Origin of the sequence: Devosia yakushimensis (assembly GCF_030159855.1) — a bacterium.
GTDB classification, from domain to species: Bacteria; Pseudomonadota; Alphaproteobacteria; order Rhizobiales; family Devosiaceae; genus Devosia; species Devosia yakushimensis.
Map to the genome: position 1 here is coordinate 912,940 of NZ_BSNG01000001.1, position 23,846 is coordinate 936,785.

Sequence of the window (23,846 nt, forward strand, 5' to 3'; positions counted from 1 at the left end):
CACGACTCTGGGCCGCCCGATAGGAAAAGACCAATGACCGCCCCGACGACCGACAGCAATAAAGACCGCGTCTTCATCTTCGACACCACGTTGCGCGACGGCGAGCAATCGCCCGGCGCCACCATGACACTCGAAGAAAAGCTGCAGGTTGCCGAAACGCTCGACGATATGGGCGTCGATATCATCGAGGCCGGCTTTCCCATCGCCTCCAATGGTGATTTCGAGGCCGTCGTCGCCGTTGCCAAGCAGGTCAAGCGGGCAACCGTGGCCGGGTTGGCGCGCGCCATCACCGCCGATATCGACCGCGCCGGCGAGGCGGTGCGCCATGCCCGCCGCGGTCGCATCCACACTTTCGTGTCCACCTCGCCGATCCATCTGGCCCATCAGATGAAAAAGACCGAGGACGAGGTGATCGAGATCATCGCGCGCACCGTCGCCCAGGCCCGCAACCTGATCGACGACGTCGAATGGTCGGCCATGGATGCCACGCGCACGCCGCTGGAATTCCTCAAGCGCTGCGTCGAAACCGCCATCAAGGCCGGCGCCACCACGATCAACCTGCCCGATACTGTCGGCTATGCTGTGCCGGACGAGCATGAAAAGATGTTCCGGGATATCATCACGCTGGTCCCCGGCGCCGATAAGGCGATCTTTTCGGCGCATTGCCATAACGATCTGGGCTTGGCTGTCGCCAATTCTCTGGCTGCCGTGCGCGGCGGCGCCCGCCAGGTGGAATGCACCATTAATGGCCTGGGCGAGCGGGCCGGCAATGCCGCGCTCGAAGAGATTGTGATGGCGCTGCGCACCCGGGGCGACGTCATGCCCTATCACACCGAAATCGAGACCACCCATCTGGCCCGCGCCAGCAAGGTGGTTTCGGCGGCCGCCAATTTCCCGGTGCAATACAACAAGGCCATCGTGGGCAAGAATGCCTTCGCCCATGAAAGTGGCATCCACCAGGACGGCATGCTCAAGAATGCCGAGACCTATGAAATCATGACGCCAGCCAGCGTGGGTATCAAGGAAACCACCTTGGTCATGGGCAAGCATTCGGGCCGCGCCGCCTTCAAGGACAAGCTGCGCGAGCTGGGCTATGAACTGGGTGACAATGCCTTCCAGGAAGCCTTTGTGCGCTTCAAGGACCTGGCTGACCGCAAGAAGCATGTCTACGACGCCGATATCGTGGCGCTGGTGGATGACGAAGTCGGCTCGGTGGGCGATCGCATCAAGCTGGTCGATATGCAGGTCATTTCCAAAACCGGTGGCGTCCACAAATGCGATCTGACGCTCTCGATTGACGGCGAGGAAACCTCGGTCAGCTTTGAGGGCACGGGTTCGGTCGATGCCATTTTCAACGCCATCAAACTGGCCGTGGGCAAGGAGCCGCATCTGGTGCTCTATGCCATTGACGGTGTGACCGGGGGCACCGATGCGCAGGCATCGGCCCATGTGCGTTTGGAAATGAACGGGCGCCTGGTTTCCGGCAATGCGGCCGAGCCCGATACGCTGGTGGCCTCGGCCCGCGCCTATCTCAACGCCTATAACCGCCTGCTGATCGAACGCGGCGCCGCCGCGCAAGGCGCCATGGCCGGATAGACATAAGAATTCCCCGTGCCCCGACCCATCGCGGCCGGGGCAGGGAGGAAAGCAATGGGATATGAGTTAGTCGAGGTCACTGATCCCACCGATTGGGCGGTTTATCATGCCATCCGCCGACGGGAATTGTTCGAGGCGCGCGGGCGGTTCGGCATTTACGACGAAAATTATCCGGGCGAGCGCGAGCCCAATATGTACCACTATCTGCTCAAGCATGACGGCGTGCCGCTCGGCACGACGCGTCTTGATGTGCGCGAAGATGGCACGTCCATCTTCCGGCTCGTGGCCATTACCGCGACCGAGCAGGGGCGGGGGCACGGAAGGGTGCTTTCCGAAATGGTGGAGCAGCGCGCGCGGGATTTCGGCACCAGCACATTATTCGTCAACGCCGCGCCCACTGCGGTCGGCTATTACGAAAAGACTGGGTGGCACCGGCATGTGTGGGATGCTGAAGAGCTGGCCGGTATTTCGGGCGACTGCATCCAGATGCGTAAGCTGCTTTAGCCCTCCCCAATCACCGCGCTTCCCTCGGGGTCGAGCCCGAGGATGTGATGGAGGTGGGGTGGATTTGGGCCCTTCCAGACCCGTATCTTTCCACAATGTCATTCCGGCGCAGGCCGGAATCCATTCTGTGACTTTTCCGCATTCAACATGCTTGGGCGGGCTTCAGCATGGATCCCGGCCTGCGCCGGGATGACATCGTGGTATGGAGGGCGAATGTGCCACTCACCCCAGCTCCGCCAGCACCTCGCCCAATGCCTGATCAAAGAGCGCGCGATCCGCCGCCGTCCCGGCACTGACGCGGATACAGCGGTTCAACCCCGCCACCACCGGCTTGCGCACGAACACGCCGCGCTGGGCCAATCCATCGAGAATCGCCTGGGCATAGGCGCCATCCCGGCCGCAATCTATGGCGAGGAAATTCGTCGCGGTGGGCAGCGGTGTCAGGCCATGGCGACTGGCGATGGCGGCTGTGTCCTCCAGCGATGCCCGCACGGCCGCGAGCGAGCTTTCCAGATGCGCGCCGTCGGCTAATGCAGCAATGGCGGCCGCCTGGGCGACATTGCTGATGCCGAAATGGTTGCGGATGCGGTTGAAGGCCGAAATATTGGCGGCGTCGCCCAGAACATAACCGACGCGCGCTCCTGCCAGACCATAGGCCTTGGAGAAGGTGCGCATGCGCAGCAGGTTGCTGCATCCGGCGTCGAAGGCGGGGATTGTGCCGGCGGGCGCAAACTCTCCATAGGCCTCGTCGAGCACGATCATGGTGGTGTCCGGGACGGCAGCGATGAAGCGTTCGATGGAGGCTGCGTCCCACCAACTTCCCATCGGGTTGTCGGGATTGGCGAGATAGACCATGGCCGCCTGCGTTTCGCGGGCAGCGCGGGCGAGCGCGTCGATGTCTTCGCGGTCCCCGATATAGGGCACCGTATGCATCTGCGCACCATAGCCGGCGATATGATAGTTGAAGGTCGGATAGCCGCCCAGCGAGGTAACGATCGTTGAGCCCGGCGCTGCGAAGAGCCGCACGGCCATGCCCAGAATCGCGTCCACACCTTCCCCCGGCATCACATTGGCCGCGGAGATGTCCAGATGGGCGGCGATGGCCTCGCGTAGATCGTGATTTTCCGGGTCTCCATAATGCCAGCTTTCCCTCGCGGCTGATGTCATGGCGGCAAGAACCGATGGGGCGGGGCCGAAGGGGCTCTCATTGGCTCCGATTCGCGCCCGGAGCGGCACGCCGCTGCGCCGGGCGATGGCTTCCGGGCCGACAAAGGGCACCGTTTCGGGCAGGGTGGCGGCGATGGGAGCAAGACTGGGACGCGGCACGGGAGGTATCCGGGTAAGGAATTCGCCCTTCATCCTATAACCAGTGCCGCTTCACGCGACAGGGCAGCGTGGAAAACGGCAGGTTGTGCACAGCGATTAAGTCGCTTGCATCGGATAAGTGCCGGGAAAATCAGGCGCTCTTGGCAGCTTTTCCAAGGATGGCATTTGCTTCAAATGCGACGCTTCCGGGCAAGGTCTGAGAAGGCATGCGGGTCCACTTTCCGGCCTGTGTCAGTTTTCTGACGCTCTACAAAACTGATTCTTCCAAGGAGCACCGCATGCCGCCAACCTATGTTCTTGCCAAGGACCATCTCCAGCGTGCCGCGACGATTCTGCAGGGGGCAGACCAGCGCTCGGCACAGCTCCGCCACATCATTGAACGGACCATTGGATTGATGGATGAATTCCGCCCCGAAACTGTCGCGCGTCCGGACAATGTCCTGGATTTCGCGACGTTCCGGCACCGCCAGGCCAAGTACTGACGTATCACGGAGGCTGGCGGCAGAAGCCGCCGGCCCCGTCTGATTTTCTAGCTTCCCGATTGTGTCTCGGGGCTTGGATTGGCCGGATCAGGGGCCACTGTAATACCGCCGGTATCGCCTTCCTTCCTGATCAGTTCGCGGTTCAGCGCAAGTTTTGCTTCTTCGGTCAATGCATAAAGGGTGGGCAGATAGTCCTGCGTGGCCACCCAGGCGCGCAGCTGCATGTTGACTGAGGTGCCGGAAAAACTCTCTACATGCACCAGCGGCGTCGGGTTCACCAGCACGCGTTTCTCGGCTCCCGCGATGCGCAGCAGCAGGCGGCGCGAATGGCCGATATCCACGCTGTCGGGCACGCTGACATTGACGTCGATGCGCCGATTGGGCTCGCGGCTGTGATTGGTAATGGCCGAAGACCAGAGCTTCTGATTGGGCGTGAAAATGTAGAGCCCGCTCGAGGAGCGCAGCCGCGTGCCGAAGAGGCCGATTTCGACCACGACGCCTGCGACCCCGTCCCCCTGGATGAATTCGCCTATGGCGATGGGGCGCAGCACGATCAGCATGATGCCCGCCGCGATATTGGCGAGCGTGCCCTGCAGCGCCAGGGCCACGGCAAGACCTGCCGCGCCGAGCACGGCGATGATGGAGCTATTGGCCACGCCCAATAGGTTGAGCGCGGTCACCACCGCAAAGATCAGAATGCCGTAGCGGGCGACCTGGGACAGCAGCGGAGCGAAGTTCTTGTCCACGCCATAGGCCAGCGGAAGGTAGGTCTTGATGGCATTGGCCGCGAGGCGCGACAGGTACCAGCCGGCCACCAGCACAGCGGCAATGGCCAGAAGGGTTACAGCATTGGCGCCGAGCCAATTTATCGGAATGAGCAGAAAATCATAAAACGTCATGGTTTGCCGGTCTCTGAGGCGGTTGGTCCGCCACTCTTTCCACATTAGCAAACCAGCGATGCGAGGAAAGTGCGCCTGAGCGCTAGACAGCCCGGAATCCCTTTGCTAGAGAGGCGCCACTTTGGAAGCCCCGGCAGGGGGCGAGTAGCTCAGCTGGTAGAGCAGACGACTCTTAATCGTCGGGTCCACGGTTCGAATCCGTGCTCGCCCACCAAAGTTCCTCCCTAAAAGCAACAGCAGTGTGACGGTCCGTGCGGCCGATTTATCGTATTCGCTGTGCTGCCATCACCGTGGTTGATTGAGGTGTCGGTGTTCCGTGCATCCATCCCCTCCCACCGTCGCTTCCCTCGGGCTTGACCCGAGGGCCTTTCTCAACCCGGCACAGGTGGCGAATGACCCTCGGGTCAAGCCCGAGGGAGGCGACGGTGATGTAGGGGGATGGTGCGAAATTGCTGACCTGCACAATGTCATCGCGGCGAAGTGTGACGGCCGACGCCACCAATCTGTCACCAACCTGTCAGTTGACACCCCGGCGCCCCGCATAGCCTGCGCCTTTCGTTCAATTCGGTGGATTTGCCCCTTTCTTCACCGCCAATTGAGGCCTATAGCCGGCGCGACATTTCAGCACTCCCAAGGCTTCAGCATGTTCGGTATCGATCCAAGTTTCTTCACGTCCTTGCTTCAGGTCATCATGATTGACCTCGTGCTGGCGGGGGACAATGCCGTGGTCATCGGCCTTGCCGCGGCCGGGCTGGCTTCCGATGTGCGCAAGAAAGCCATCCTCATCGGCATCATTGCCGCCACGGTGCTGCGCATCTGCTTCGCGTTGATTACGACGCAGCTGCTGTCGCTGGGCGGGGCGCTGCTGATCGCCGGTGGCGTACTGCTGCTCTATGTGTGCTGGAAGATGTATCGCGAACTCACCGTCTCCCATGAAGACGAAGAGGAAGCGACCGAGGCGCTGGAAAATGCCGACCTCAATAAAGATGGCGCGGTTTCGGGCAAGGCGCCGCGCAAGACGCTGCGCCAGGCCGTCACCCAGATCATCATTGCCGACGTTTCCATGTCGCTCGACAACGTGCTGGCCGTGGCCGGGGCGGCGCAGCACCATTTCGAAGCGCTGATCTTTGGGCTTGCCCTGTCGGTGGTGATGATGGGCGTTGCCGCCACCTTCATCGCCCGCCTGCTGCATCGCTATCGCTGGATCGCCTGGATCGGCCTGCTGATCATTCTCTATGTCGCCGCCAAGATGATCTACGAAGGCGCCGATCAATGGCTCGGCTATACCCTGCCGCATATCCCGCTGGTCTATAACGGCGCCGGCGGTCATTAAATCCCGTACCGCCCGTGCTAGCCTTTGGTAACCACGGGCGGAACTTTGCGGCATTTGTCATGCCGCAATAGGAAATTGCTCACCTTGAGGGCTTACCGTTACGCTCAGAAATGTCCCTGAGCAGGAAGCTCCAAGATGGCCGCTGTTACCGACCGCCTGGTTCATACCGAAACCGAAGTGCCGCGCGAGCAGCGCCGGACCGGTTCGACTGCACTCGCGCTGGAGACGCGCATCGTTTCCGGTGCGGAATGGGACCGCACCATTGCCGGGTTCGACGAGGTCTGCCAGGAACAGCTGCATATGTTCGCGCAGCCCCGCTGGCCCTCGGTCGAGCATGAGCCCATGCTGTTCCTCGACAATGGCGAGATTGTCGGCGGTTCGCTGATGATGATCCAGCGCCTGCCGCTGCGGCTCGGGGCCATTGCGATTTCCAAATGGGCGCCCATCGTGCGCCATGGCAGCCGGGCGGATCGTGACGCCATCCATGCCGCCATCGTCGAGGCAATGGTGGCCGAATATGCCCATAAGCGTGGCCTGATGCTCTCGGTGCTGCCGCGCGCCTCGCTCAGCGAGGTCAACGAGGATTATGAGCGGCTGATCGCGCGGGGGTTCCGCCGCGGCTCGGTGCTCGGTTTCCCCAATCGCTATATCGTCAATCTGCGGCTCAACGACGCCGAGCAGCGCAAGAGCTTCCACCAGAAGTGGCGCTATCACCTCAATAAATCCGAGAAAGAGGGCCTGAGCTTCGAGCATGCCGGCCCGGAGCGGATCGGGGAATTCGACACGCTTTATACGGCCATGACCGACCGCAAGCAGTTCACCGATCATTCGGCCTATGAAACCGTGCCGTCACTGATGGCGACCGATATCGAGGCGCTGCGGCCCGAACTGTTCTTCGTGCGCCATGAGGGCGAACTCGTCGCCGGCGCGCTGATCTTCAAGGCCGGGGATCGCGCGGTTTATCTCTATGGCGCCACCAACGACCGGGCGCTGCCACTGCGCGCGGGCTATTTCATGCATTGGCACATCATCCGCTGGCTGCGCGATAATACCGAGGCGGCCTGGTACGACCTGGGCGGCACCGATGGCTATCAGGGGCTGCATCAGTTCAAAAAGGGCATGGTGGGTGAGGCCGGCGTCATTCGCCCGGTGCCGCCCGTCGCCAATTATGCCTCCAATCCGCTGGCCTATGCGCTGGGCGCTGGCGCCTTTGCCGCGCGGGACGGCTATTATCAGTTGCGCCGCGTGGTCGATGCCTGGCGCAATCCCAAGGCGCGGCCCGACCAGGCGCGCCATATTGCGACGGATAGCCAGGGATGAGTCTGCATCGCCGGCTGGTTTCCCAATCGACCATCATCTTTGGCGGCCGCCTGTTCGGCGCCGGCATTGTCTTTCTGGTGCAGGCGCTGATCGCCCGGTTCTGGGGGGCGGGGCATCTCGGTGATTTCCTGATCATCACGGCGACCTGCAACCTGATCGCGGTGGCCATGCCCCTGGGCTTCCATACAATTGGCGCCTATTTCGCTGCCGAATACCGGGCGCGCAGCGAGCGCAAGCAGCTCGGCGTGTTCATGCTGCATGCTTATGGCCACATTCTCATTGCACTGGCGCTGCTGTTGGTCGCCGGGCCTTTCATTGTGGGATTGCTGGGGCAGGGCGGGAGCGTCGTTTCCCAGCATTATGTGCCGGTTATCCTATTGGCCTTCAGCGGGGCCACGGTCATGCTCAGCGGCTCGCTGCTGATCGGGCTCAAGCGGCCGTTTTCCGGCTTTTTCGCCGATGGCATTTTCCGCCCCATCATTCTGGTTGCGGCGCTGCTGGGGGCGGTGGGCATTGTCAATCAGGACGATGCCTTCGCCTACATGGTCTGGGGCGCGGCCATCGGCTATGTGGTGATCGCGCTGGTGCAGTTCGGTTTTACGGTCATCGCCTGGAGCGCGGTGCCGGGCGCGGATGCCGAGGTGCGTCCGCGGGAGGGACGGCGCTGGTGGCGCTTCGCATTGCCCTGGATGCTGATCGCGCTGGCCACCGATTTCTTCTTCGATATCAACCTGTTGCTGCTCAGCCAGATTCTCAACCGCGAAGAGCTGGCGATTTTTGGCGTCTGTACCCGCATTTTCGCGCTGGTGTCGTTTGGGGTTTCGGCAGTCTATGCCGTTTCCATGCCCGATATGTTCGAGAGCGAAGCCAATGCCGACCGCAGCGCCTTTCACCGCAAGGTGGGGGACGCCAATATGGTGGCGACCGCTCTCTCGGTGGTCCTGTTCTGCATCACTGCCTTGGGCGCGCCCATTGCGCTGCAATTCTTCGGCCCCGGCTTTACCGCAGGCGCCGCGCCGCTGGCTGTGCTCTGCCTGGCGCTGGTGGTGCGCTCGGCACTTGGCCCGGCCTCGCTGGTGCTGTCCATCCATGACCGGCCCTATGCCAGCCTGCCGGCCGTGGCGCTTGGCATTGGCATGATGGTAGCAGGCAATTGGCTATTGGCGCCGTCCTTCGGGTTGATGGGGGCGGCGATCTCAGCGCTCGTCGCCATCACGGTCTGGTCCGTGGCGCTCTGGGCCATTGCCCTGCGCACGGCCAAGATGGACGTCTCCATCCTGCAATGGTTCCGCACCCGGCGCCAGGCAGCGGTGCCGGCGGCTTGAGGTTCTGCCTCCCTCCCCTCAAGGGGGAGGGGACTGGGTCGTGGCTCCCGACCACCCAACCTAAACGCCGACCAATTCCCCGAGCTTCTGCCGCAACCGGCCGAGACGGCCGATATTGACGCCGCCGTCATAGTCTTCGGTGACCTTGGTATAGGGCTTTTCGATCAGCATGTAATCCTGGCCGAAAATGTGCTTTTCCAGCAGGCACGTCTCCTTGTAGCCGTAGCGCCGCAGCAGCATGCGCGCGACCTCGTTTTCCGGGCGCACGAAGGTATAGGCCTTGTGAAAGCGCCCATTGTCCCAATGCTCGTCGAAAGCGCGCATGCCGAACATGCCCAGCTTGGTCTGGCGATGGGAGGGGAAGACCCAGCTCCAATAGCGGAAGATAGCCCCGCATTCCGGCCCCGAAACCATGGCGCCGCCCGGCGTGCCGTCGGCCTCCATGATCATGATGTGCCAGGGATCGAGCGCCGTGATATTGCGCAGGAAAGTCTTGTTGAGCCGGCCCATTTCGTGGACCTTGAACCGCTCGCTGTAATATTCGGACTTGGCGATCACATCCATCAGCTCGTGATGGATCAGATCGATATCGGCTGCGGTGGCGGCACGGATAGTCATCTCTGCCATGATGTCCCCCTCTGCTGACTGGATAGTACCAAACGGTGCCTTGGTCACAAAGCATCCTCGCTTGGGGCAGTTAATGGGCAGTGCCGAGTCGGCATACGAAGTTGCACGGGTCAAGGCCTTGCCCGGCGCAGGGTGGGTCTTTAGAACGGTGCCGGGAGAGATAAGGGAGGATGACTATGAGCGAGCAGCTCGTATTCCAGCCAAGTGCGGCTGCGATCGCACGCACCCACGTAACCAAAGCCCAGTATGAGCAGATGTATGCTCGCTCGATCAGCGACCCCGATGGGTTCTGGGCCGAGCAGGCCAAGCGCCTTGATTGGGTCAAGGCGCCGACCATCATCAAGAATACCAGCTTTGCCTATCCCGATGTCTCGATCAAATGGTTCGAGGATGGCGTGCTCAACGTCTCCTACAATTGCCTGGACCGGCACCTGGCGACCCGCGGTGACCAGACCGCTATCGTCTGGGAGGGCGACACGCCCGGCACCGATGGCAAGGCCACCTATCGCGAACTCTATGAGCGCGTCTGCCGCTTCGCCAATGTGCTCAAGGCCCATGGCGTCAAGAAGGGAGACCGCGTCACCATCTACATGCCCATGGTCATCGACACTGCCGTCGCCATGCTGGCCTGCAGCCGTATCGGCGCCGTCCATTCGGTGATTTTCGGCGGCTTCTCTCCCGATTCCATTGCCGGCCGCGTCGCCGACTGTGGATCAAAGATCATCCTCACGGCCGACGAAGGCCGCCGCGGCGGCAAGACCATTCCGCTCAAGAAGAATGTCGATGAGGCACTGGCCAAGGTGTCGGGCGTCGAAACCGTCATCGTCGTCAAGGTTACCGGCAATCCGGTCGCCATGACCGAGGGGCGCGATGTCTGGTACGAGGATGCCGCCGCCCAGGTTGGCGCCGAATGCCCGCCCGAGCCGATGAATGCGGAGGATCCGCTCTTCATCCTCTACACCTCCGGCTCCACCGGCAAGCCCAAGGGCGTGCTGCACACGACGGGCGGCTACCTGGTCTATGGTGCGCTGACCCATCAGCTCAGCTTCGATTATCGTGATGGCGAGGTCTATTGGTGCACGGCCGACGTGGGCTGGATCACCGGCCACACCTATATCGTCTATGGTCCGCTGGCCAATGGCGCGACCACGCTGATGTTCGAGGGCGTGCCCAGCTATCCTGATGCCTCGCGCTTCTGGCAGGTGGTGGAAAAGCACAAGGTCAACATCTTCCACACCGCGCCCACGGCCATCCGCGCGCTCATGGGCGCGGGCCACGAATTTGCCGACAAATACGACATGCCCTCGCTTCGCCTGCTCGGCACGGTGGGCGAGCCGATCAATCCGGAAGCCTGGCTCTGGTATCACAAGCATATCGGCAAAGAGCGCTGCGGCATTGTCGATTGCTGGTGGCAGACCGAAACGGGCGGCCACATGATCGCACCATTCCCCGGCGCTATTCCCACCAAGCCGGGCTCGGCTACCATGCCGTTTTTCGGCGTGCAGCCCGTCGTGTTGTCGCCCGAGGGCCGCTTGCAGGAGCAGACCAAGGCCGAGGGCGTGCTGGCCATTGCCGATAGCTGGCCGGGGCAGATGCGCACCGTCTATGGCGATCACCAGCGCTTCATCGACACCTATTTCACCCAGTACAAGGGCTATTACTTCACCGGCGACGGCTGCCGCCGCGATGAAGACGGCTATTACTGGATCACCGGGCGCGTCGATGACGTGCTCAATGTCTCCGGCCACCGCCTGGGCACCGCCGAAGTCGAAAGCGCACTGGTGGCCCATCCCAAGGTCAGCGAAGCGGCCGTTGTCGGCTATCCGCATGATCTCAAGGGGCAGGGCATCTATTGCTATGTCACCCTGATGGCGGGCGAAGCCAGCGACGACGCGCTCAAGTCTGAGCTACGCAATTGGGTCCGCAAGGAAATCGGCCCCATCGCCACGCCGGACCTGATCCAGTGGGCCCCCGGCCTGCCCAAGACCCGCTCCGGCAAGATCATGCGCCGCATCCTGCGCAAGGTCGCCGAGAACGACTTCGGTTCGCTGGGCGATACCTCGACCCTGGCGGATCCGGCTGTGGTGGACGACCTGATCGCCAACCGACAGAACCGGTAGCACCCCAAACGAAACGCGGGCGGAGACCCCAAGATCTCCGCCCGCTAAAGTTGGCGGCTTCATCGGGCGAAAGGTTGAAAAACGCCCAATGCTCCAAGTCGCCTGAGACGATATATGGCATTGATACGTATCAATGGCATCCTTCAAATGACGTAGGCATAGCAATATTGCTGTCGTCATTGTTTCGGCGGCTTTTTCCGGTGACGCTGTCGCAGCGATTCCCCGCCTGATGGATTTTCCCGTGACCGCTTTCCGCCGCCTGTTCTTCGCCCTGTCGCTGCTCGCCGCGGCGCCGGCACATGCCGCCACGCTCGAGCAGATGGCCGGGCAGATGATCGTCGTCGGGTTCCAGGGCGATGAGGTGGATGACGCCAGCGTCGTGGCCCTGCGCGCCGAACTGGCCGCCAGCGAGCTTGGCGGGGTCATGTTCCTCAAGACCAATGTTAAGGATCTGGCCACGGTCGGGGCGATGAACCAGGCGTTCCGCGAAGCGTCTCCCGATCTCCTGCCCTTCATCACGCTGGATCAGGAAGGCGGCTCGGTCGAGCGGCTGACCAGCGAGGTGGGCTTTACCGAAGTCCCCAGTGCGGCCAGTATCGCGGCCCGCAATTCGCCCGCCGATGCCGAGAAAATCTATGCGCCGATGGCCGCCGCCATTGCCGGGCTCGGTTTCACTGTCAATTTCGGCCCGGTGGCCGATATCAATCTCAACCCCAATAACCAGGTCATCGCCAAGTTCGGCCGCGCCTATGGGAAGGATGCGGCCACCGTTGCCGCCTATGACGAGGCCTTTATCACTGCCCACCATGCATCGGGTCTATTGACCTCGCTCAAGCATTTTCCCGGCCATGGCTCCTCTACGGCCGATAGCCACGAGGGCTTTGTCGACATCACCGACAGCTGGAAACCCGAGGAGCTGGAGCCCTACCGGCTGCTCCTGGCCAAGGGCGATGTGGATTTCGTTATGGTTGGCCATCTCTACCATGCCGATTATTCCGATGCCGACGCGCAGGTGCCCGCCTCGCTATCCCCGCAATGGATCACGGGCGTCCTGCGCGACCAGCTTGGTTTTGATGGCGTGGTCATCAGCGACGATCTCGAAATGGGCGCTATCCGCCAGCATTTCACCCTGCAACAAACCGTGACCATGGCGGTGCGGGCGGGCATGGATGTGCTGCTGTTTTCCAATACGGCCAAGTACCGGCCAGGCCTGGCCGATGAAATCCGCGCCATTCTGGTTGCCGAAGCCGAGGCCGATCCGGCCTTTACCGCCCGTATCGAAGAGAGCTACGCCCGAATCGTCGCGCTCAAAGCGCGTATCCGCTAAGGCAAGTGCGGCCAAAACCCGCACAAGCGGGGACTTTCCCCAGCCAAAAGGGGGCAAGTGTTTCCTCCGGCCGCGTCCCCGGATAAACTGGCTGTCGCTGTCCCGCCGTGGGCGGCGTATGCAGGAGACTTTGCTTCATGGCGGACGAGCGCGAGACCCGACAAGTCCGGGCCATGTTCATTTCCGATGTACATCTGGGGATGAAGCCGACTCGCGTGGGTCAGCTCACCGAATTCCTGCGTGCCCATGATGCCGAAACCATCTATCTGGTGGGCGATATCGTGGATGGCTGGCGGCTGGCCAAGGCCTGGCACTGGCCCAATGAATACAATGTGCTGGTCAACCTGCTGCTCGAAAAGGCCAATGCCGGCACGCGCATCATCTACCTGCCGGGCAATCACGACGAGTTCCTGCGCGAATATCTCGGCACCTATTTTGGCGAGGTCGAATTCGTCGATCGCACGGTCCACACCACCGCCACCGGCAAGACCTATCTGGTCATCCATGGCGACCAGTTCGACGTGGTGGTGATGAATGCCAAATGGCTCGCCCATGTCGGGGACTGGGCCTATAACGCCGCCCTTCGCGTCAATATCGCCATCAATTGGGTGCGCCGGCGACTCGGTTTGCAATACTGGTCCTTGAGCGCCTGGGCGAAGCAAAAGGTCAAAAATGCCGTCTCGGTGATCGGGCGATTCGAGGAAGCGCTGGTCCACGAAGCCAGGGAATCCGGGGTTGACGGGGTCATCTGCGGGCACATTCACTTTGCTGACATGCATGACAGGTTAGGTATCCACTACATCAACACGGGTGATTGGGTGGAAAGTTGCACGGCGATCGTCGAGACAACGGACGGCAATTTCGAGTTGATCAAGTGGACCGAGATGATGGCGGGCGAGCCTCGTCGCTTCCGCCTCCGCAAGGCGGATCGTTCCGTCGCCTCCTGATCGTCACTGACGCCTGGCATCCGCAAATCAATGGCGTGGTGCGCACACTGGACACGCTGGGCCGCGAACTAGCCGCCCGCGATATCGAGGTTCGCTACCTCACCCCCGAGCGCTTCTGGACCGTCCCGGTCCCCACCTATGCCGAAATCCGGCTCTCGCTGGCGACGCAAGGGGCCGTTGCCGCCTTCATCGATGGCGTAGCGCCCGATCGCATCCATATTGCCACCGAGGGACCCCTGGGCTGGCAGGCGCGGCAATATTGCCTTGACCGGGGTCTTGCTTTCACCACCAGCTTTCACACCCGCTTTCCCGAATACTTGGCCGCGCGCGTGCCAGTATCGCCCGAATTGGGCTATGGCTATCTGCGCTGGTTCCATTGGCCCGCCGCCCGCACCATGGTTCCCACCCCCTCGCTGATGGTGGAACTGGCCGGCCATGGCCTGGGCCATCTGGCCCTCTGGTCGCGCGGCGTCGATCTCTCCCGCTTCAGTCCCGGCCCCAAGACCTGGTTCACCGATCTGCCCGGCCCGCATCTGCTTTGCGTCGGTCGCGTCGCGGCGGAAAAGAACGTCACGGCCTTTCTCGATCTTGATGTGCCCGGCACCAAGATCGTGGTTGGCGATGGGCCGGACCTTCCGGCACTCATGCGGCGCTATCCTGACGTGCATTTCCTGGGCTATCGCTTTGGCGACGAGCTGGCCGAAATCTATCGCAGCGCCGATGTCTTCGTCTTTCCCAGCCGCACGGACACGTTCGGCAATGTGGTGATCGAGGCGCTCGCCTCGGGCGTGCCGGTCGCCGCCTATCCGGTTACCGGGCCACGCGACATCCTCACCGATCCGAGCGCGGGAGCGCTGGACGAAGATCTGGGCGCTGCGGTGCGCCGTGCGCTCACGCTGTCCCGGTCGGCCGCCCGCGCCCATGGCTGCCGCTTTACGGTTCCGGCCAGCGTCGATCAGTTCCTGTCGCATCTCGAACCGGCTGTCCCGGCGCTGCCCATGGCCGCCGCCAGCTGATCGTTGCTTGCGTCGAACACACTTGCGGCGCATTGTTCTTCACATTGAGTTTATCTGATTTGCTCCCGGAGCCATCTGCGATGGGTTCGCCTTTGGCAGCGCGCCTTAGCTCGCCCGCTGTCCGTACCAGTCTTTTCTACGCGACCCTGTTTGCCTCGGGCGCGGTTTCCAATCCGTTCCTGCCGATCTGGCTGAGCGAACGCGGCATCGGCACCGGCGAAATCGGCGTCATCAATGCCGCGCCGATTTTTGCGATGATCGTCATCAACATGGTTGTGGGGCGTCTCGCCGACCGGGCCAGCGACTGGCGCAATGTCATTGTCATCGGCTCGATCATTGCCGCCATCCCGCCGATCTTCCTGCTGTTCATGGACGACTATGTCGCCATCCTTATCATCTGGACGCTCCTGATCGTGCCGTTTCAGGCCATCGCTCCGGTGGTCGATGCCGCCACCTATCGCATGACGCGCCGCACCGGCATGGATTTTGGTGCCATCCGCGTCTGGGGCACGATTGGCTTTGTCGCCGTAACGCTGGTGGCCGGCGTGGTACTCGACCGCATGGGAGCAGGGGCATTCGTGCCGCTGCTCATCGCCGTCAGCGCCATCCGGGCGCTGGTTTCGCTCGGCCTGCCGCTGTTTCGCTCGCAGGACGAATATTCGCGCCCCATGCATCCCATCGATGCGCCGATCAATCCGCTGATCGCCATTCGCCTCGGCCAGCTCTGGCGGCCGTGGTTCCTGATGACGTTGATCGGGGCGGCGCTGCTGCATGGCAGCCACATGATGCAGATGGGTTTTGGCGCGCTGATCTGGGCCGAGGAGGGGATCCCCGGCTGGGTCATCGGCATCTTATGGGCCGTTGCGCCCACCGCCGAAATCCTCGCCATGATCTATTTCGAGCGCATCACCAAGCGCTTCGCCGCCCGCCACCTGATCCTGCTCGGCTGCCTTTGCGGCGCCATCCGCTGGTGGGGCTTTGCCCTCGAGCCCGATATCTGGGTGCTGGTACTGCTGCAGACACTGCACATGGCAACCGTTGGCCTCACCTTTCTGGGCATCACCAATTTCATCGCCAACTGGACCAGCGAAGACATCGCCGCCGAAGCGCAGAGCTTTTTCGTCATGATCCGCCAGGTGGTGACCGTGGTAGCGCTTCTGGGTTTCGGCATATTGGCTGGCACGATGGGAGCGGGCGCCTTCTACGTCGCCGCCATCATGAGCGCCATCGGCGCGGTCATGGTGGTGGTGTCGCTGGTGGTGATGAACCCGAAGCGCGAGGATGCGCAGGCGGTCATTTGAGGGGCCGGGATACCCCCTCCTAGCCTCCCCCTGATAGGGGGAGGGATCTGCCGGTGGGTGGTACGGATCGAGTTTTAGCCACCTGACGGTTCCTCCCCCTATCAGGGGGAGGCTAGGAGGGGGTACTCCGATCTCTCAGTCACCCCCGTCACCCGAAAGCCGCACCTGCACTTGTAACGATTGCAACGTTGGAAATCCCCCTTGCCTTCGTCACAAAGCCAAGCGAACAAAGGTGCCGGGCACTGATTTGCCCGGGGTTCACTTTTCATGGCATCCGCTCTGTCGCGCTGGGCTTCGCCCGAGCTGCGCGCTTCGATTTTTCATTTTACCGTTTATCTGCCGGGCGCCGTCAGCAGCGTCTATCTGGCGATCTGGCTGGCCGAGCATGGCATTCCGGCCGAACAGATCGGCATCATCAATGCCATGCCGGTTCTGGTGCTGCTGGGCATCAATATGCTGGTGGGCCGGCTGGCCGATCGCGCCAGCGATTGGCGCATCGCCATTCTGATCGTGTCGCTGCTCAGCGGCATTGCGCCGATTGGCCTGTTCTTCGTTAGCGAATTCTGGGGCATCGTGCTGGTCTGGCTGCTCTGCACCGTGCCTGGCGGCCTGGTGCCGCCGCTGACCGATGCGGCGACCCTGCGTTTGGCGCACCGCACCGGCACCGATTTCGGCAGCATGCGCGCCTGGGGCACTATCGGCTATGTGCTGGGGACCGCGCTGGTTGGCCTGGCCGTCACCGCTTTTGGCACAGCTGCTTTTGTGCCGCTGTTTTTCGCCGTCTCGGTCGGCCGCGCCATTGTCGGCTTTACCCTGCCGCGGTTCCGAGCGCCGGCACCGGTGGCCACGCTCGCCAATGCCAATCCGGAAAAGCCGCGGCTCGCTCCGGCCCTCAAGCTCTGGTTCGTGCTGCCCATTCTCGGCTTTGCCCTGGTCAATTCCAACAATGCCGTGGTGGGCGGCTTCGGAGCCTTGATCTGGCACGATTACGGCATTCCCGATTACTTCATTGGCCCGCTGCTGGCTACGGCGGCGGCCGCCGAGGCCGTGCTGATGGTCATGTGGCGGCGCTTCGGCGGTCGGGTCACGGCGCGCAATATGATCCTGGTGTGTTGCGCGGCGTCGCTGCTGCGCTTTTTCATCATGGCCTTCAACCCGCCGGCAATCGTGCTGTTCTTCACCCAGATGCTGCACGCGTTCAGCTTCGGCATGGGGTATTTCGGCGTCGTGCATTTCATCGCCAATTGGACCAGCGAAGACATCGCCGCCGAGGCGCAGGGCTTTGCCACCATGCTGCAACAGGGGGCGTCCTTCGTTTCGCTGATGCTGTTCGGCGTGCTGGTCAGCCATTTTGGCGGTGCAGCATTCTTCGCCTCAGCGTTGTTTGCGCTATTGGGGATAGGCTGCGTGCTCTGGTCGCTGAAGCTGAAGCCACCCAAGGAGGCGTGAGGGCGTAGCGGCCCCGTCCTCCTGCACTCTCCCTATAAGGTGAGGGGTGCCAACCGATTGATTGTCCCCAAAAACAAAAGGCCCCGGTCACCCGGGGCCTTTTCAATTCTCATCCGAGCCTCAGCTCAGTCGCCCACTGGCATGGGCCAGGGTCGTGTAGACCTTGCCGCGATCGCTCAGCAGATATTCGCGGGTTTCGGCGGCGGGGCGGGGGCCGGCGGCGGCGCGTTTCAGCAATTGTTCGAACTCGCTCATATAGGCCTGCGCGGTGCGGGCGAAGTCGGGTTCACGCTGCAGCTTCTTGCGCACGTCGTCATAGGTGCCCTGGCCGGTCAGCGTATAGATGCGGCGCGAGAACACGTTGGATTCCCCGGCCTGATAGCGGGCCCAGGCTTCGGCCAGGGCGCCGTCGTCGATGGCACGGGCGATCTCGTCAGTCAGGCCCGAAAGGCCGGCCTGCGGCTGCTGGGCGCTGGCCTGCTTGGCCGTGGCATTGCGCAGCACGTCACGCAGCCAGCCGCCTTCGCCCTGCGGCGCGGCATCGGCTTCAACGGCTGCCTGGGCGTCGACATCGCGTTGCGGGGCGGCGGCGCGGGCAGGTTCGGGCTGACGCACAGGCTCGGGCCGGCGGGCCGGTTCTGCCGTGCGGATCGGATCGACCAGCGTCTGACGGGGCGGCTCACGGTAGCCCGTGTCGCGCGGGGGCTGATAGGCCGGTGCTTCGGCGCGAGGCTCCGGGCGCGGGGCAGGGCGCTGTGGCGGGCGGCGGTCGTTGAGGTCGAGCGTCGCCGGCTGGCTGCGCACGATGGCATTGAGTTCGCTCAGCGCTTCGATCTGCTCGGCCACGACGCGGCGCATGGCAGCGGCGCTGGCGCGGGTTTCCTCGGGCAGCTCGTTGACGCCGCGGGCCAGTTCGGCGCGTGTGGCTTCGAGTTCGCTGCCCACTTCCTTGGCCGTCTGGCGCATGGCGCGGGCAGTGTCGTTGAAGCGCTGAGTGGCTTCTTCCATCGCCTTCTGCATTTCGCCGATCATCTGCTGCTGGGCCTGCTGCAGGGCAGCATTGGCACGACGGCCCTCGGCATCGGCGCTGTCGCGGAAATCGCCTAGACGGCTGCTGACTTCGCCCGAAGTCTCGTCCAGCGCCTGACGGAACGTGCCCGTGGTCTGGTCGATGGCGTTGCGCAACTGGCCGGTATTGGAGGCAATGGCCCCGCGCACCGAAGCGGTCGAGTCGGCAATGGTGTCGGCCAGCGTGCTGGTCGTGGTGGTCAGCACATCGGTGACATTGCCGGCGGTCGAGGCGAGCACGTCGCTGACCTTGGTGGCATTTTCTTCCAGGGCATTGTTGACCTGGCTGGTCTGGTCGCTGAGCGCCAGCCGGACGGAGGATGCCGTCTGGTTGAGGGCATTGGCGGCAGCATCGGCGGCGCGCTGCACCGCGCCATCCACCTGGGCAGCATTGGTCGACAGCGTTGTCGTGAACCGCTCATTGGTCTGGTAGAGCGCGTCGTTGACATCGGCCGTCGAGGACTGGATGGCCTCGGTGATCGTGGCGGTGGTGGCTTCGAGCGTTTCGGCAACGGTGCCGGTGGTTGCCGCCAGGGCTTCGTCCATGGCGCGGCGGGCGCCGATCAGGCGGCGTTCGGTATCGTTGACCGTATCGGCGATCGACTGGGCGAACATGCGCATGCGGCCGTCGATATCGTCGGCACGGCTGGCAAAGCTCTGGGCCAGCGCATCCATGGCGCCCCGGCGATCTTCCAGCGTGATGAGCGCGGATTCGCTGGTGGAGCTGAGCGCGGTCGAAACCTGCTGCATATTGGCCGCTTCGGTATCGAGCCGGCCGAGGACGGTCGAGAATTCGTCGACCATCGAGCGGATGGTGGACTGCAAGGCTCCCACATGCTGGCTGACCATGACGCCGGCCTGCTCGGTCTGCCCGATGGCATCGCGAATGGTGGTCGAATAGGTCGAGGTCTGCTGGGCGACTGAGGTTTCGAGGTTGGCCAGGTTCGCCGTCGACGCATCGAGCACCCGCTGCAGCAGCAGGTTGGAATCGTTGAGCTTGCCCAGGGCGGCCGTGACATCGGTGAGGATGCGCGAGGTCGAGACGGCCATGATGGCCTCGGCTTCCTTGGCGTTTTCGCCCAGGGCGTCGCGCAGCAGGTTGCCATGGCTGAGCAGGGCATTCTGCAGCTGGTCGGAGCGGTCGCTGACCAGGGCGGCGAAGGCATTGGTGTGCTCTTCGACCGAGCGGTTGATATCGGTCAGGCGGGTTTCGATAGACCCGACGGCGTCGGGTGCCTTGACTGTCAGCAATTGGTCGATATTGCCCGCGGCAGCACGGATCAGGTCCAGCACGCCACGCACGGCGCCGTCCATGCGGTCGGCCGTGGCGGTCACGTCGGTGGCGATATTTTCCGTTGCCGCCGTGATGCGGGTGGCGATGGTTTCCTCGATCCGGTCGGCGCCGGCTTCGAGATCGGCCATGGATTGGGTGATCGAAGTATTGATTGAGGCATTGAGAGCTGCCAGCCGCTCGGCCGTGATGTCGGCGCGGGCGGTGATGGCCTCGGGCAGGGTGCCCAGGCGCTGGTCGACCATGTCGGTGATGGCGCGGCGGGCCGAATTGACGCCGCTCTCGATGAGGTCGGCGGCCTTGCGGGCGCTTTCGCCCACCGTGGCGCTGGCCGCATCGATCCGTGCGGTGACCCCATATTCGGCATCGGAAATGCGCGAGATGGCGCTGTCGAGGCCCGTGCCCAGATGCGTGTTCACCTCGGCCACCTTCTCGGCGATCATGTCCGACATGGTGGTGACGCGCTCGCTCATCGTGTCGGTGACATTCTGCAGCGAGGATTCGATCTTGGCGCGAGCATCTTCGCCCTGCTGGGCGATGGTGTCGGCCAGCTCGCTTGTGCGCAGGCCGATGGTTTCGCCCATCGAGGCGGTGTGCGTTTCGAGCGTGTCGCTGAGTGCCTGGGTGCGCTGGCCCAGGGCTTCGCTGAGCGCCTGGGTGCGGGTGCCCACGGCCTGCGCCAGTTGCTGGGTGCCGCTGTCGAGGGTGGTGCGCAACTGAGCCGAGCGTTCGTCGAGCGCCGTAGTCAGGTTAGCCGTGCCATCGGTCAACTGGCTGGCGAACAGCTCGGTGCGGTCGGCAAGCTGGGTGGTGAGCGCTTCGGTGCGTTCATCGAGCTGGCTGGCCAGGCTTCCGGTGCGGGATTCGATTTCCAGCGAGAGGGCAGAGGTGCGTTCCGAGAGGGTATCGGCCAGGCGCTGGGTGCGACCCGAGATCGCCAGGTCGAATTCGGACGTGCCGGTCGAGAGCGCGTCGCCCAGTTCCTGGCTGCGGACCCGGATGGCTTCGCTCATGTCGCTGGCGCGGGTGCTGAGGCTTTCGTCCAGTTCCAGCGCGCGCGTGTCGAGGGCGCTGGTGATTTCCCCGGCGCGGCTGGCCAGAATGCCGTCCAGCTTCTGGGTGCGTTCGTCCAGCGTGCCCGAGATGAGGCTGGCATGGCTGTCGAGCGCATCGGAGAGCGCCCTGCTGCGCGTCCCGAAATCTTCGGTGATGGCGCGGGCCTTGGCGCCCAGCACTTCGCCCAGTTCGCGGGTCTTTTCGCTGATGGCGCTGTCAAAGCGGCCGGATTCTTCGTTGAGCGCCATTTCGAGCACATTGGCGCGAGCAGCAAAGCTGGTGCCCTGTGCTTCGAGGCGGGCAATCAGGCTATCGCCCTTGTCGCCGATGACGCCGTCCAGCGTGCCCAGGCGGGTATCGAGAATGGCGGCGATTTCGGTCAGCCGCGCATCGAACTGGCTGAGCGAATCCTGTCCGGCCGAGGAAAGCGTGATGCGAGCACGGTCGGAAGTATCGTCCAGCGCGCCATTGATTTCGATCAGTGCCGATTGCAGGCGGCTATCCATGGCGTTGAGCTGGATCGAAACCGATTCATCGAGCTGGCGGGTGAGGGCGTTGAGCAGCACCTCGGCTTCGCGCGAGCGGCCGGAAATGTCATCGGCGATCTTCTGGCCGATCAGGTCCAGCGCGCCGGTGACTTCATGGCCGCGATCGCGTAGCTGGCCCAGCAGTGACGTGCTGCCGTCGCTGAGCAAGCCCGAAATGGTGGTGGTGCGCTCGTCCAGCGCTGCGGCGAGGCGGCCCGTCGTATCATCAAGCGTTTCAGAGAGACGCCCGGTCGTGCCGTCCAGCAGGCCAGCCAGCTTTTCGGTGCGTGCATCGAGGGCCGAAGCCAGCTCGCCCGTGCGGCTATCCAGCGCGTCGGCAATCTTGCCGCTGGTGCCTTCCAGCAGGCCCGCGAGATTGGCTGTGCGATCTTCGAAGCTGCCGGTGATGGCGCCAGTGCGCTCCTCGATCAGGCGGGTGCGCTCGTCCATGGCGGCGGCAATGGTGGCGGCGTGGCCGTCGAGCGCATCGGTCAGCGCGGCAATGCGGCTTTCGACACCGGAATTGAGCGTGCCGGCGCGTTCGTCGAGGGCGCCGGTCATGGCCGCGGTCTTGTCGTCGAAGGTCAGCGACAGGCGGCCGGCGCTGTCATCCAGCGCCGAAATGAAGTCGGTGGTGCGGTTGTCCACCAGCGACACGAAGCCTTCGGTGCGTTCGCCAAAGGCGTTGGTCAGCGTATTGCCGGCGGTTTCAAGCGCGCGGGTCAAATTGCCGCCGCTTTCCACGATGGTTCCGGAAATACGCTGGCTGATCATGTCGAGATCAAACACCAGGCCCGTATGGCTCTCGGTGATCGCCTCGCGCACGCGCTCGGTATTGGTCAGAACGCTTTCGCGCTGGCTGGCCAGCTCGGCAATCAGCGCGCGCATGCGCGATTCATTGTCTGAATAGGTGCGTTCGAGCGCGGTGACCTCGTTGTGGATCATCACTTCGAGTTCGCCTGCGCGCGAGAGGGCTCGCTCCAGGCCATCGCCCAGCGCGTTGACTTCGCGGCGCACGGCCTGGCCCACCGAAGCGACCTTGTCGGCGGCGGTGACCTCGGGTTCGGCCAGGCGGATGGCGGCTTGGGTGATCGAAGAGGCGGCGTTGCGCAGGTCCTGGGCGCGACGGAACAGCGTGGCGACACCGAAAAAGCCCAGCACGGGCAGGATCATGATGGCGGCAAGTGCGATGAAATCGATGGTGCCGGCAAATTGGCCGAAATTGGCAAGCTGGCTGCCATAGCGCAGATAGCCGGCCGAGCCAGAAGCAACAAGCCAGATGACCGAGAGCGCGAGGGCAACCCAGGTCGGCGCGGAAGATGAGCGGTTCTGCAGGCTATAGAGGAGTTTCGACGTGGGGAAGCGGTCGTCATTGGCGACGGCCCCGGCCTGTTGGGCGATCTTGTCAGCGGCGCGCAGGCGTTCGGAGCGGGCAGGGTCGGCGGCGCGCTTTTCAGGCGCCTTTTCCGGCGTGCTGTCGATATTGAACACCGAATCCTTCAGCGCGTCTTCAACGGCAGAAAAAGCCAGGGCGGCGGGATCGTTGGGGGGTGTCGAATTCTGCGCCATACTCTTTACTACTCTCGCGTCGACTTCACAGCGATAGGGCGGCAAGTTGGCGGTGTGGTAACCCCCAACCTGTTTCCGGGCTGGTGGTCAAATGGAAACAATTCGATGCAAATGCGCCGCATTATTTCCGCACCATCGCCGCCGCGCGCTGGTTCAAAACACATACATACATTCAATTTTACTCAAACCGAATGCTTTCTTACCCAAAGGTTAATTTTTTGGGGAGAACGAGGCGCATCAAAACCGGCAAAGAACGGCGAAGATGTGGCTTAATCAGCCGTTCACCCGGGGCTTTTAAGCTTCTGCTGCAGTTTCGGCTTGGCACTCTCGCGAGCCCGTCTTGTTAAGGAGTTGGGGTGGATGGCCCAAAGGTCTTCGGCGCTCGATCGCGATGTCGCCAAACCGGCCAGGCGGCCAGCCCGGCCCATCGATCTGGTGCATCTGGCCAAGCAATGCCTGGGCGATGCCGGGCTTGAACGCGAAATTCTGCATCTGTTCGACAGCACGATCAAAACCTACCTCGCCCGGCTCCTCGCCGCCACCGCGCCCGACGAGGTGCTGTTTGCCCTCCACACGATCAGGGGCGCAGCCGCCGGCGTCGGCGCCTTCGCGATCACCGACCTGGCCAAGGCAATGGAAGCGGACGCCAGGGCAGGTCGGGCCATCGAGGTTGAACAGATCGACGATCTGAAGATGGCGGTGGAAGAGGCGAGCGGGTTTATTGGGGATGTGCTGGGGCGGGAGTAGGGGCCTAGTGCTGCTC

General features: G+C 63.1%; 17 protein-coding genes and 1 tRNA gene. 14 read left to right on the forward strand and 4 right to left on the reverse strand.

Going from position 1 to position 23,846, the window contains the following annotated elements:
* Positions 1–33: 33 nt before the first annotated feature.
* Together QQL79_RS04365 and QQL79_RS04370 are read left to right on the forward strand one after the other, a co-directional pair.
* Complete coding sequence (locus QQL79_RS04365) at positions 34–1,596, forward strand: 2-isopropylmalate synthase (RefSeq protein ID WP_284388285.1); 1,563 nt, start codon at positions 34–36, stop codon at positions 1,594–1,596.
* A gap of 54 nt (positions 1,597–1,650) precedes the next feature.
* Positions 1,651–2,100: a GNAT family N-acetyltransferase gene (locus QQL79_RS04370; protein ID WP_284388286.1), complete on the forward strand. Its 450-nt coding sequence runs from the start codon at positions 1,651–1,653 to the stop codon at positions 2,098–2,100.
* 222 nt (positions 2,101–2,322) lie between these two features.
* Here the strand turns inward: QQL79_RS04370 and QQL79_RS04375 are convergent, their stop codons facing one another.
* Positions 2,323–3,426: a pyridoxal phosphate-dependent aminotransferase gene (locus QQL79_RS04375; RefSeq protein WP_284388288.1), complete on the reverse strand. Its 1,104-nt coding sequence runs from the start codon at positions 3,424–3,426 to the stop codon at positions 2,323–2,325.
* A 278-nt stretch (positions 3,427–3,704) separates the two neighbouring features.
* On the opposite strand from QQL79_RS04375, the gene QQL79_RS04380 reads away from it, so the two are divergent.
* A complete protein-coding gene (locus tag QQL79_RS04380) occupies positions 3,705–3,908 on the forward strand; it encodes a hypothetical protein (RefSeq protein WP_284388290.1) in 204 nt (67 codons plus the stop codon).
* A 47-nt stretch (positions 3,909–3,955) separates the two neighbouring features.
* On the opposite strand, the gene QQL79_RS04385 is transcribed toward QQL79_RS04380, so the two are convergent.
* On the reverse strand, positions 3,956–4,807 hold the full coding sequence (locus QQL79_RS04385; RefSeq protein ID WP_284388293.1) for a mechanosensitive ion channel family protein: 852 nt from the start codon (positions 4,805–4,807) through the stop codon (positions 3,956–3,958).
* A gap of 138 nt (positions 4,808–4,945) precedes the next feature.
* Between QQL79_RS04385 and QQL79_RS04390 the strand changes: the two genes are divergently transcribed.
* The 4 genes from QQL79_RS04390 (at position 4,946) to QQL79_RS04405 (ending at position 8,785) form a co-directional block, all read left to right on the forward strand.
* A tRNA-Lys gene (locus QQL79_RS04390) sits at positions 4,946–5,021 on the forward strand.
* A 429-nt stretch (positions 5,022–5,450) separates the two neighbouring features.
* On the forward strand, positions 5,451–6,140 hold the full coding sequence (locus QQL79_RS04395; RefSeq protein WP_284388294.1) for a TerC family protein: 690 nt from the start codon (positions 5,451–5,453) through the stop codon (positions 6,138–6,140).
* 135 nt (positions 6,141–6,275) lie between these two features.
* Positions 6,276–7,460 (forward strand): lipid II:glycine glycyltransferase FemX, encoded by a 1,185-nt coding sequence (locus tag QQL79_RS04400; RefSeq protein ID WP_284388296.1) that lies wholly within the window; start codon positions 6,276–6,278, stop codon positions 7,458–7,460.
* A complete protein-coding gene (locus QQL79_RS04405) occupies positions 7,457–8,785 on the forward strand; it encodes a lipopolysaccharide biosynthesis protein (RefSeq protein ID WP_284388298.1) in 1,329 nt (442 codons plus the stop codon). Before QQL79_RS04400 ends, QQL79_RS04405 begins: the two co-directional genes overlap by 4 nt.
* A gap of 60 nt (positions 8,786–8,845) precedes the next feature.
* On the opposite strand, the gene QQL79_RS04410 is transcribed toward QQL79_RS04405, so the two are convergent.
* Positions 8,846–9,412 carry a GNAT family N-acetyltransferase gene (locus tag QQL79_RS04410; protein WP_284388300.1) on the reverse strand — a complete coding sequence of 189 codons (567 nt, stop codon included), beginning with the start codon at positions 9,410–9,412 and terminating at the stop codon, positions 8,846–8,848.
* A 176-nt stretch (positions 9,413–9,588) separates the two neighbouring features.
* Here QQL79_RS04410 and acs point away from each other — a divergent pair, with 176 nt between their 5' ends.
* From acs to QQL79_RS04440, 6 genes are all read left to right on the forward strand, one after another.
* Positions 9,589–11,532: an acetate--CoA ligase gene (gene acs / locus QQL79_RS04415; protein ID WP_284388303.1), complete on the forward strand. Its 1,944-nt coding sequence runs from the start codon at positions 9,589–9,591 to the stop codon at positions 11,530–11,532.
* Positions 11,533–11,773: 241 nt separating this feature from the next.
* Positions 11,774–12,859, forward strand: a complete 1,086-nt coding sequence (locus tag QQL79_RS04420) for a glycoside hydrolase family 3 N-terminal domain-containing protein (RefSeq protein ID WP_284388305.1) — start codon at positions 11,774–11,776, stop codon at positions 12,857–12,859.
* Positions 12,860–12,996: 137 nt separating this feature from the next.
* Complete coding sequence (locus QQL79_RS04425; protein ID WP_284388307.1) at positions 12,997–13,806, forward strand: UDP-2,3-diacylglucosamine diphosphatase; 810 nt, start codon at positions 12,997–12,999, stop codon at positions 13,804–13,806.
* A gap of 38 nt (positions 13,807–13,844) precedes the next feature.
* A complete protein-coding gene (locus tag QQL79_RS04430; protein ID WP_284388309.1) occupies positions 13,845–14,822 on the forward strand; it encodes a glycosyltransferase family 4 protein in 978 nt (325 codons plus the stop codon).
* An 80-nt stretch (positions 14,823–14,902) separates the two neighbouring features.
* A complete protein-coding gene (locus tag QQL79_RS04435) occupies positions 14,903–16,123 on the forward strand; it encodes an MFS transporter (protein WP_284388311.1) in 1,221 nt (406 codons plus the stop codon).
* 267 nt (positions 16,124–16,390) lie between these two features.
* Positions 16,391–17,572, forward strand: a complete 1,182-nt coding sequence (locus QQL79_RS04440; RefSeq protein WP_284388312.1) for an MFS transporter — start codon at positions 16,391–16,393, stop codon at positions 17,570–17,572.
* A gap of 120 nt (positions 17,573–17,692) precedes the next feature.
* Here the strand turns inward: QQL79_RS04440 and QQL79_RS04445 are convergent, their stop codons facing one another.
* A complete protein-coding gene (locus QQL79_RS04445) occupies positions 17,693–23,083 on the reverse strand; it encodes an apolipoprotein A-IV repeat region-like domain-containing protein (RefSeq protein ID WP_284388314.1) in 5,391 nt (1,796 codons plus the stop codon).
* A gap of 360 nt (positions 23,084–23,443) precedes the next feature.
* On the opposite strand from QQL79_RS04445, the gene QQL79_RS04450 reads away from it, so the two are divergent.
* Entirely contained in the window at positions 23,444–23,830 is a 387-nt protein-coding gene (locus QQL79_RS04450) for an Hpt domain-containing protein (RefSeq protein ID WP_284388316.1), read from the forward strand.
* Positions 23,831–23,846 lie beyond the last annotated feature (16 nt).

What these genes read in the sequence shown, in the direction of transcription:
- acs (WP_284388303.1), top strand. Translation starts at nt 9,589, where the DNA reads ATGAGCGAGCAGCTCGTATTCCAGCCAAGTGCGGCTGCGATCGCACGC.
- QQL79_RS04440 (WP_284388312.1), top strand. Translation starts at nt 16,391, where the DNA reads ATGGCATCCGCTCTGTCGCGCTGGGCTTCGCCCGAGCTGCGCGCTTCG.
- QQL79_RS04365 (WP_284388285.1), top strand. Translation starts at nt 34, where the DNA reads ATGACCGCCCCGACGACCGACAGCAATAAAGACCGCGTCTTCATCTTC.
- QQL79_RS04405 (WP_284388298.1), top strand. Translation starts at nt 7,457, where the DNA reads ATGAGTCTGCATCGCCGGCTGGTTTCCCAATCGACCATCATCTTTGGC.
- QQL79_RS04380 (WP_284388290.1), top strand. Translation starts at nt 3,705, where the DNA reads ATGCCGCCAACCTATGTTCTTGCCAAGGACCATCTCCAGCGTGCCGCG.
- QQL79_RS04385 (WP_284388293.1), bottom strand. Translation starts at nt 4,807, where the DNA reads ATGACGTTTTATGATTTTCTGCTCATTCCGATAAATTGGCTCGGCGCC.
- QQL79_RS04450 (WP_284388316.1), top strand. Translation starts at nt 23,444, where the DNA reads ATGGCCCAAAGGTCTTCGGCGCTCGATCGCGATGTCGCCAAACCGGCC.
- QQL79_RS04425 (WP_284388307.1), top strand. Translation starts at nt 12,997, where the DNA reads ATGGCGGACGAGCGCGAGACCCGACAAGTCCGGGCCATGTTCATTTCC.
- QQL79_RS04435 (WP_284388311.1), top strand. Translation starts at nt 14,903, where the DNA reads ATGGGTTCGCCTTTGGCAGCGCGCCTTAGCTCGCCCGCTGTCCGTACC.
- QQL79_RS04445 (WP_284388314.1), bottom strand. Translation starts at nt 23,083, where the DNA reads ATGGCGCAGAATTCGACACCCCCCAACGATCCCGCCGCCCTGGCTTTT.
- QQL79_RS04400 (WP_284388296.1), top strand. Translation starts at nt 6,276, where the DNA reads ATGGCCGCTGTTACCGACCGCCTGGTTCATACCGAAACCGAAGTGCCG.
- QQL79_RS04395 (WP_284388294.1), top strand. Translation starts at nt 5,451, where the DNA reads ATGTTCGGTATCGATCCAAGTTTCTTCACGTCCTTGCTTCAGGTCATC.
- QQL79_RS04370 (WP_284388286.1), top strand. Translation starts at nt 1,651, where the DNA reads ATGGGATATGAGTTAGTCGAGGTCACTGATCCCACCGATTGGGCGGTT.
- QQL79_RS04410 (WP_284388300.1), bottom strand. Translation starts at nt 9,412, where the DNA reads ATGGCAGAGATGACTATCCGTGCCGCCACCGCAGCCGATATCGATCTG.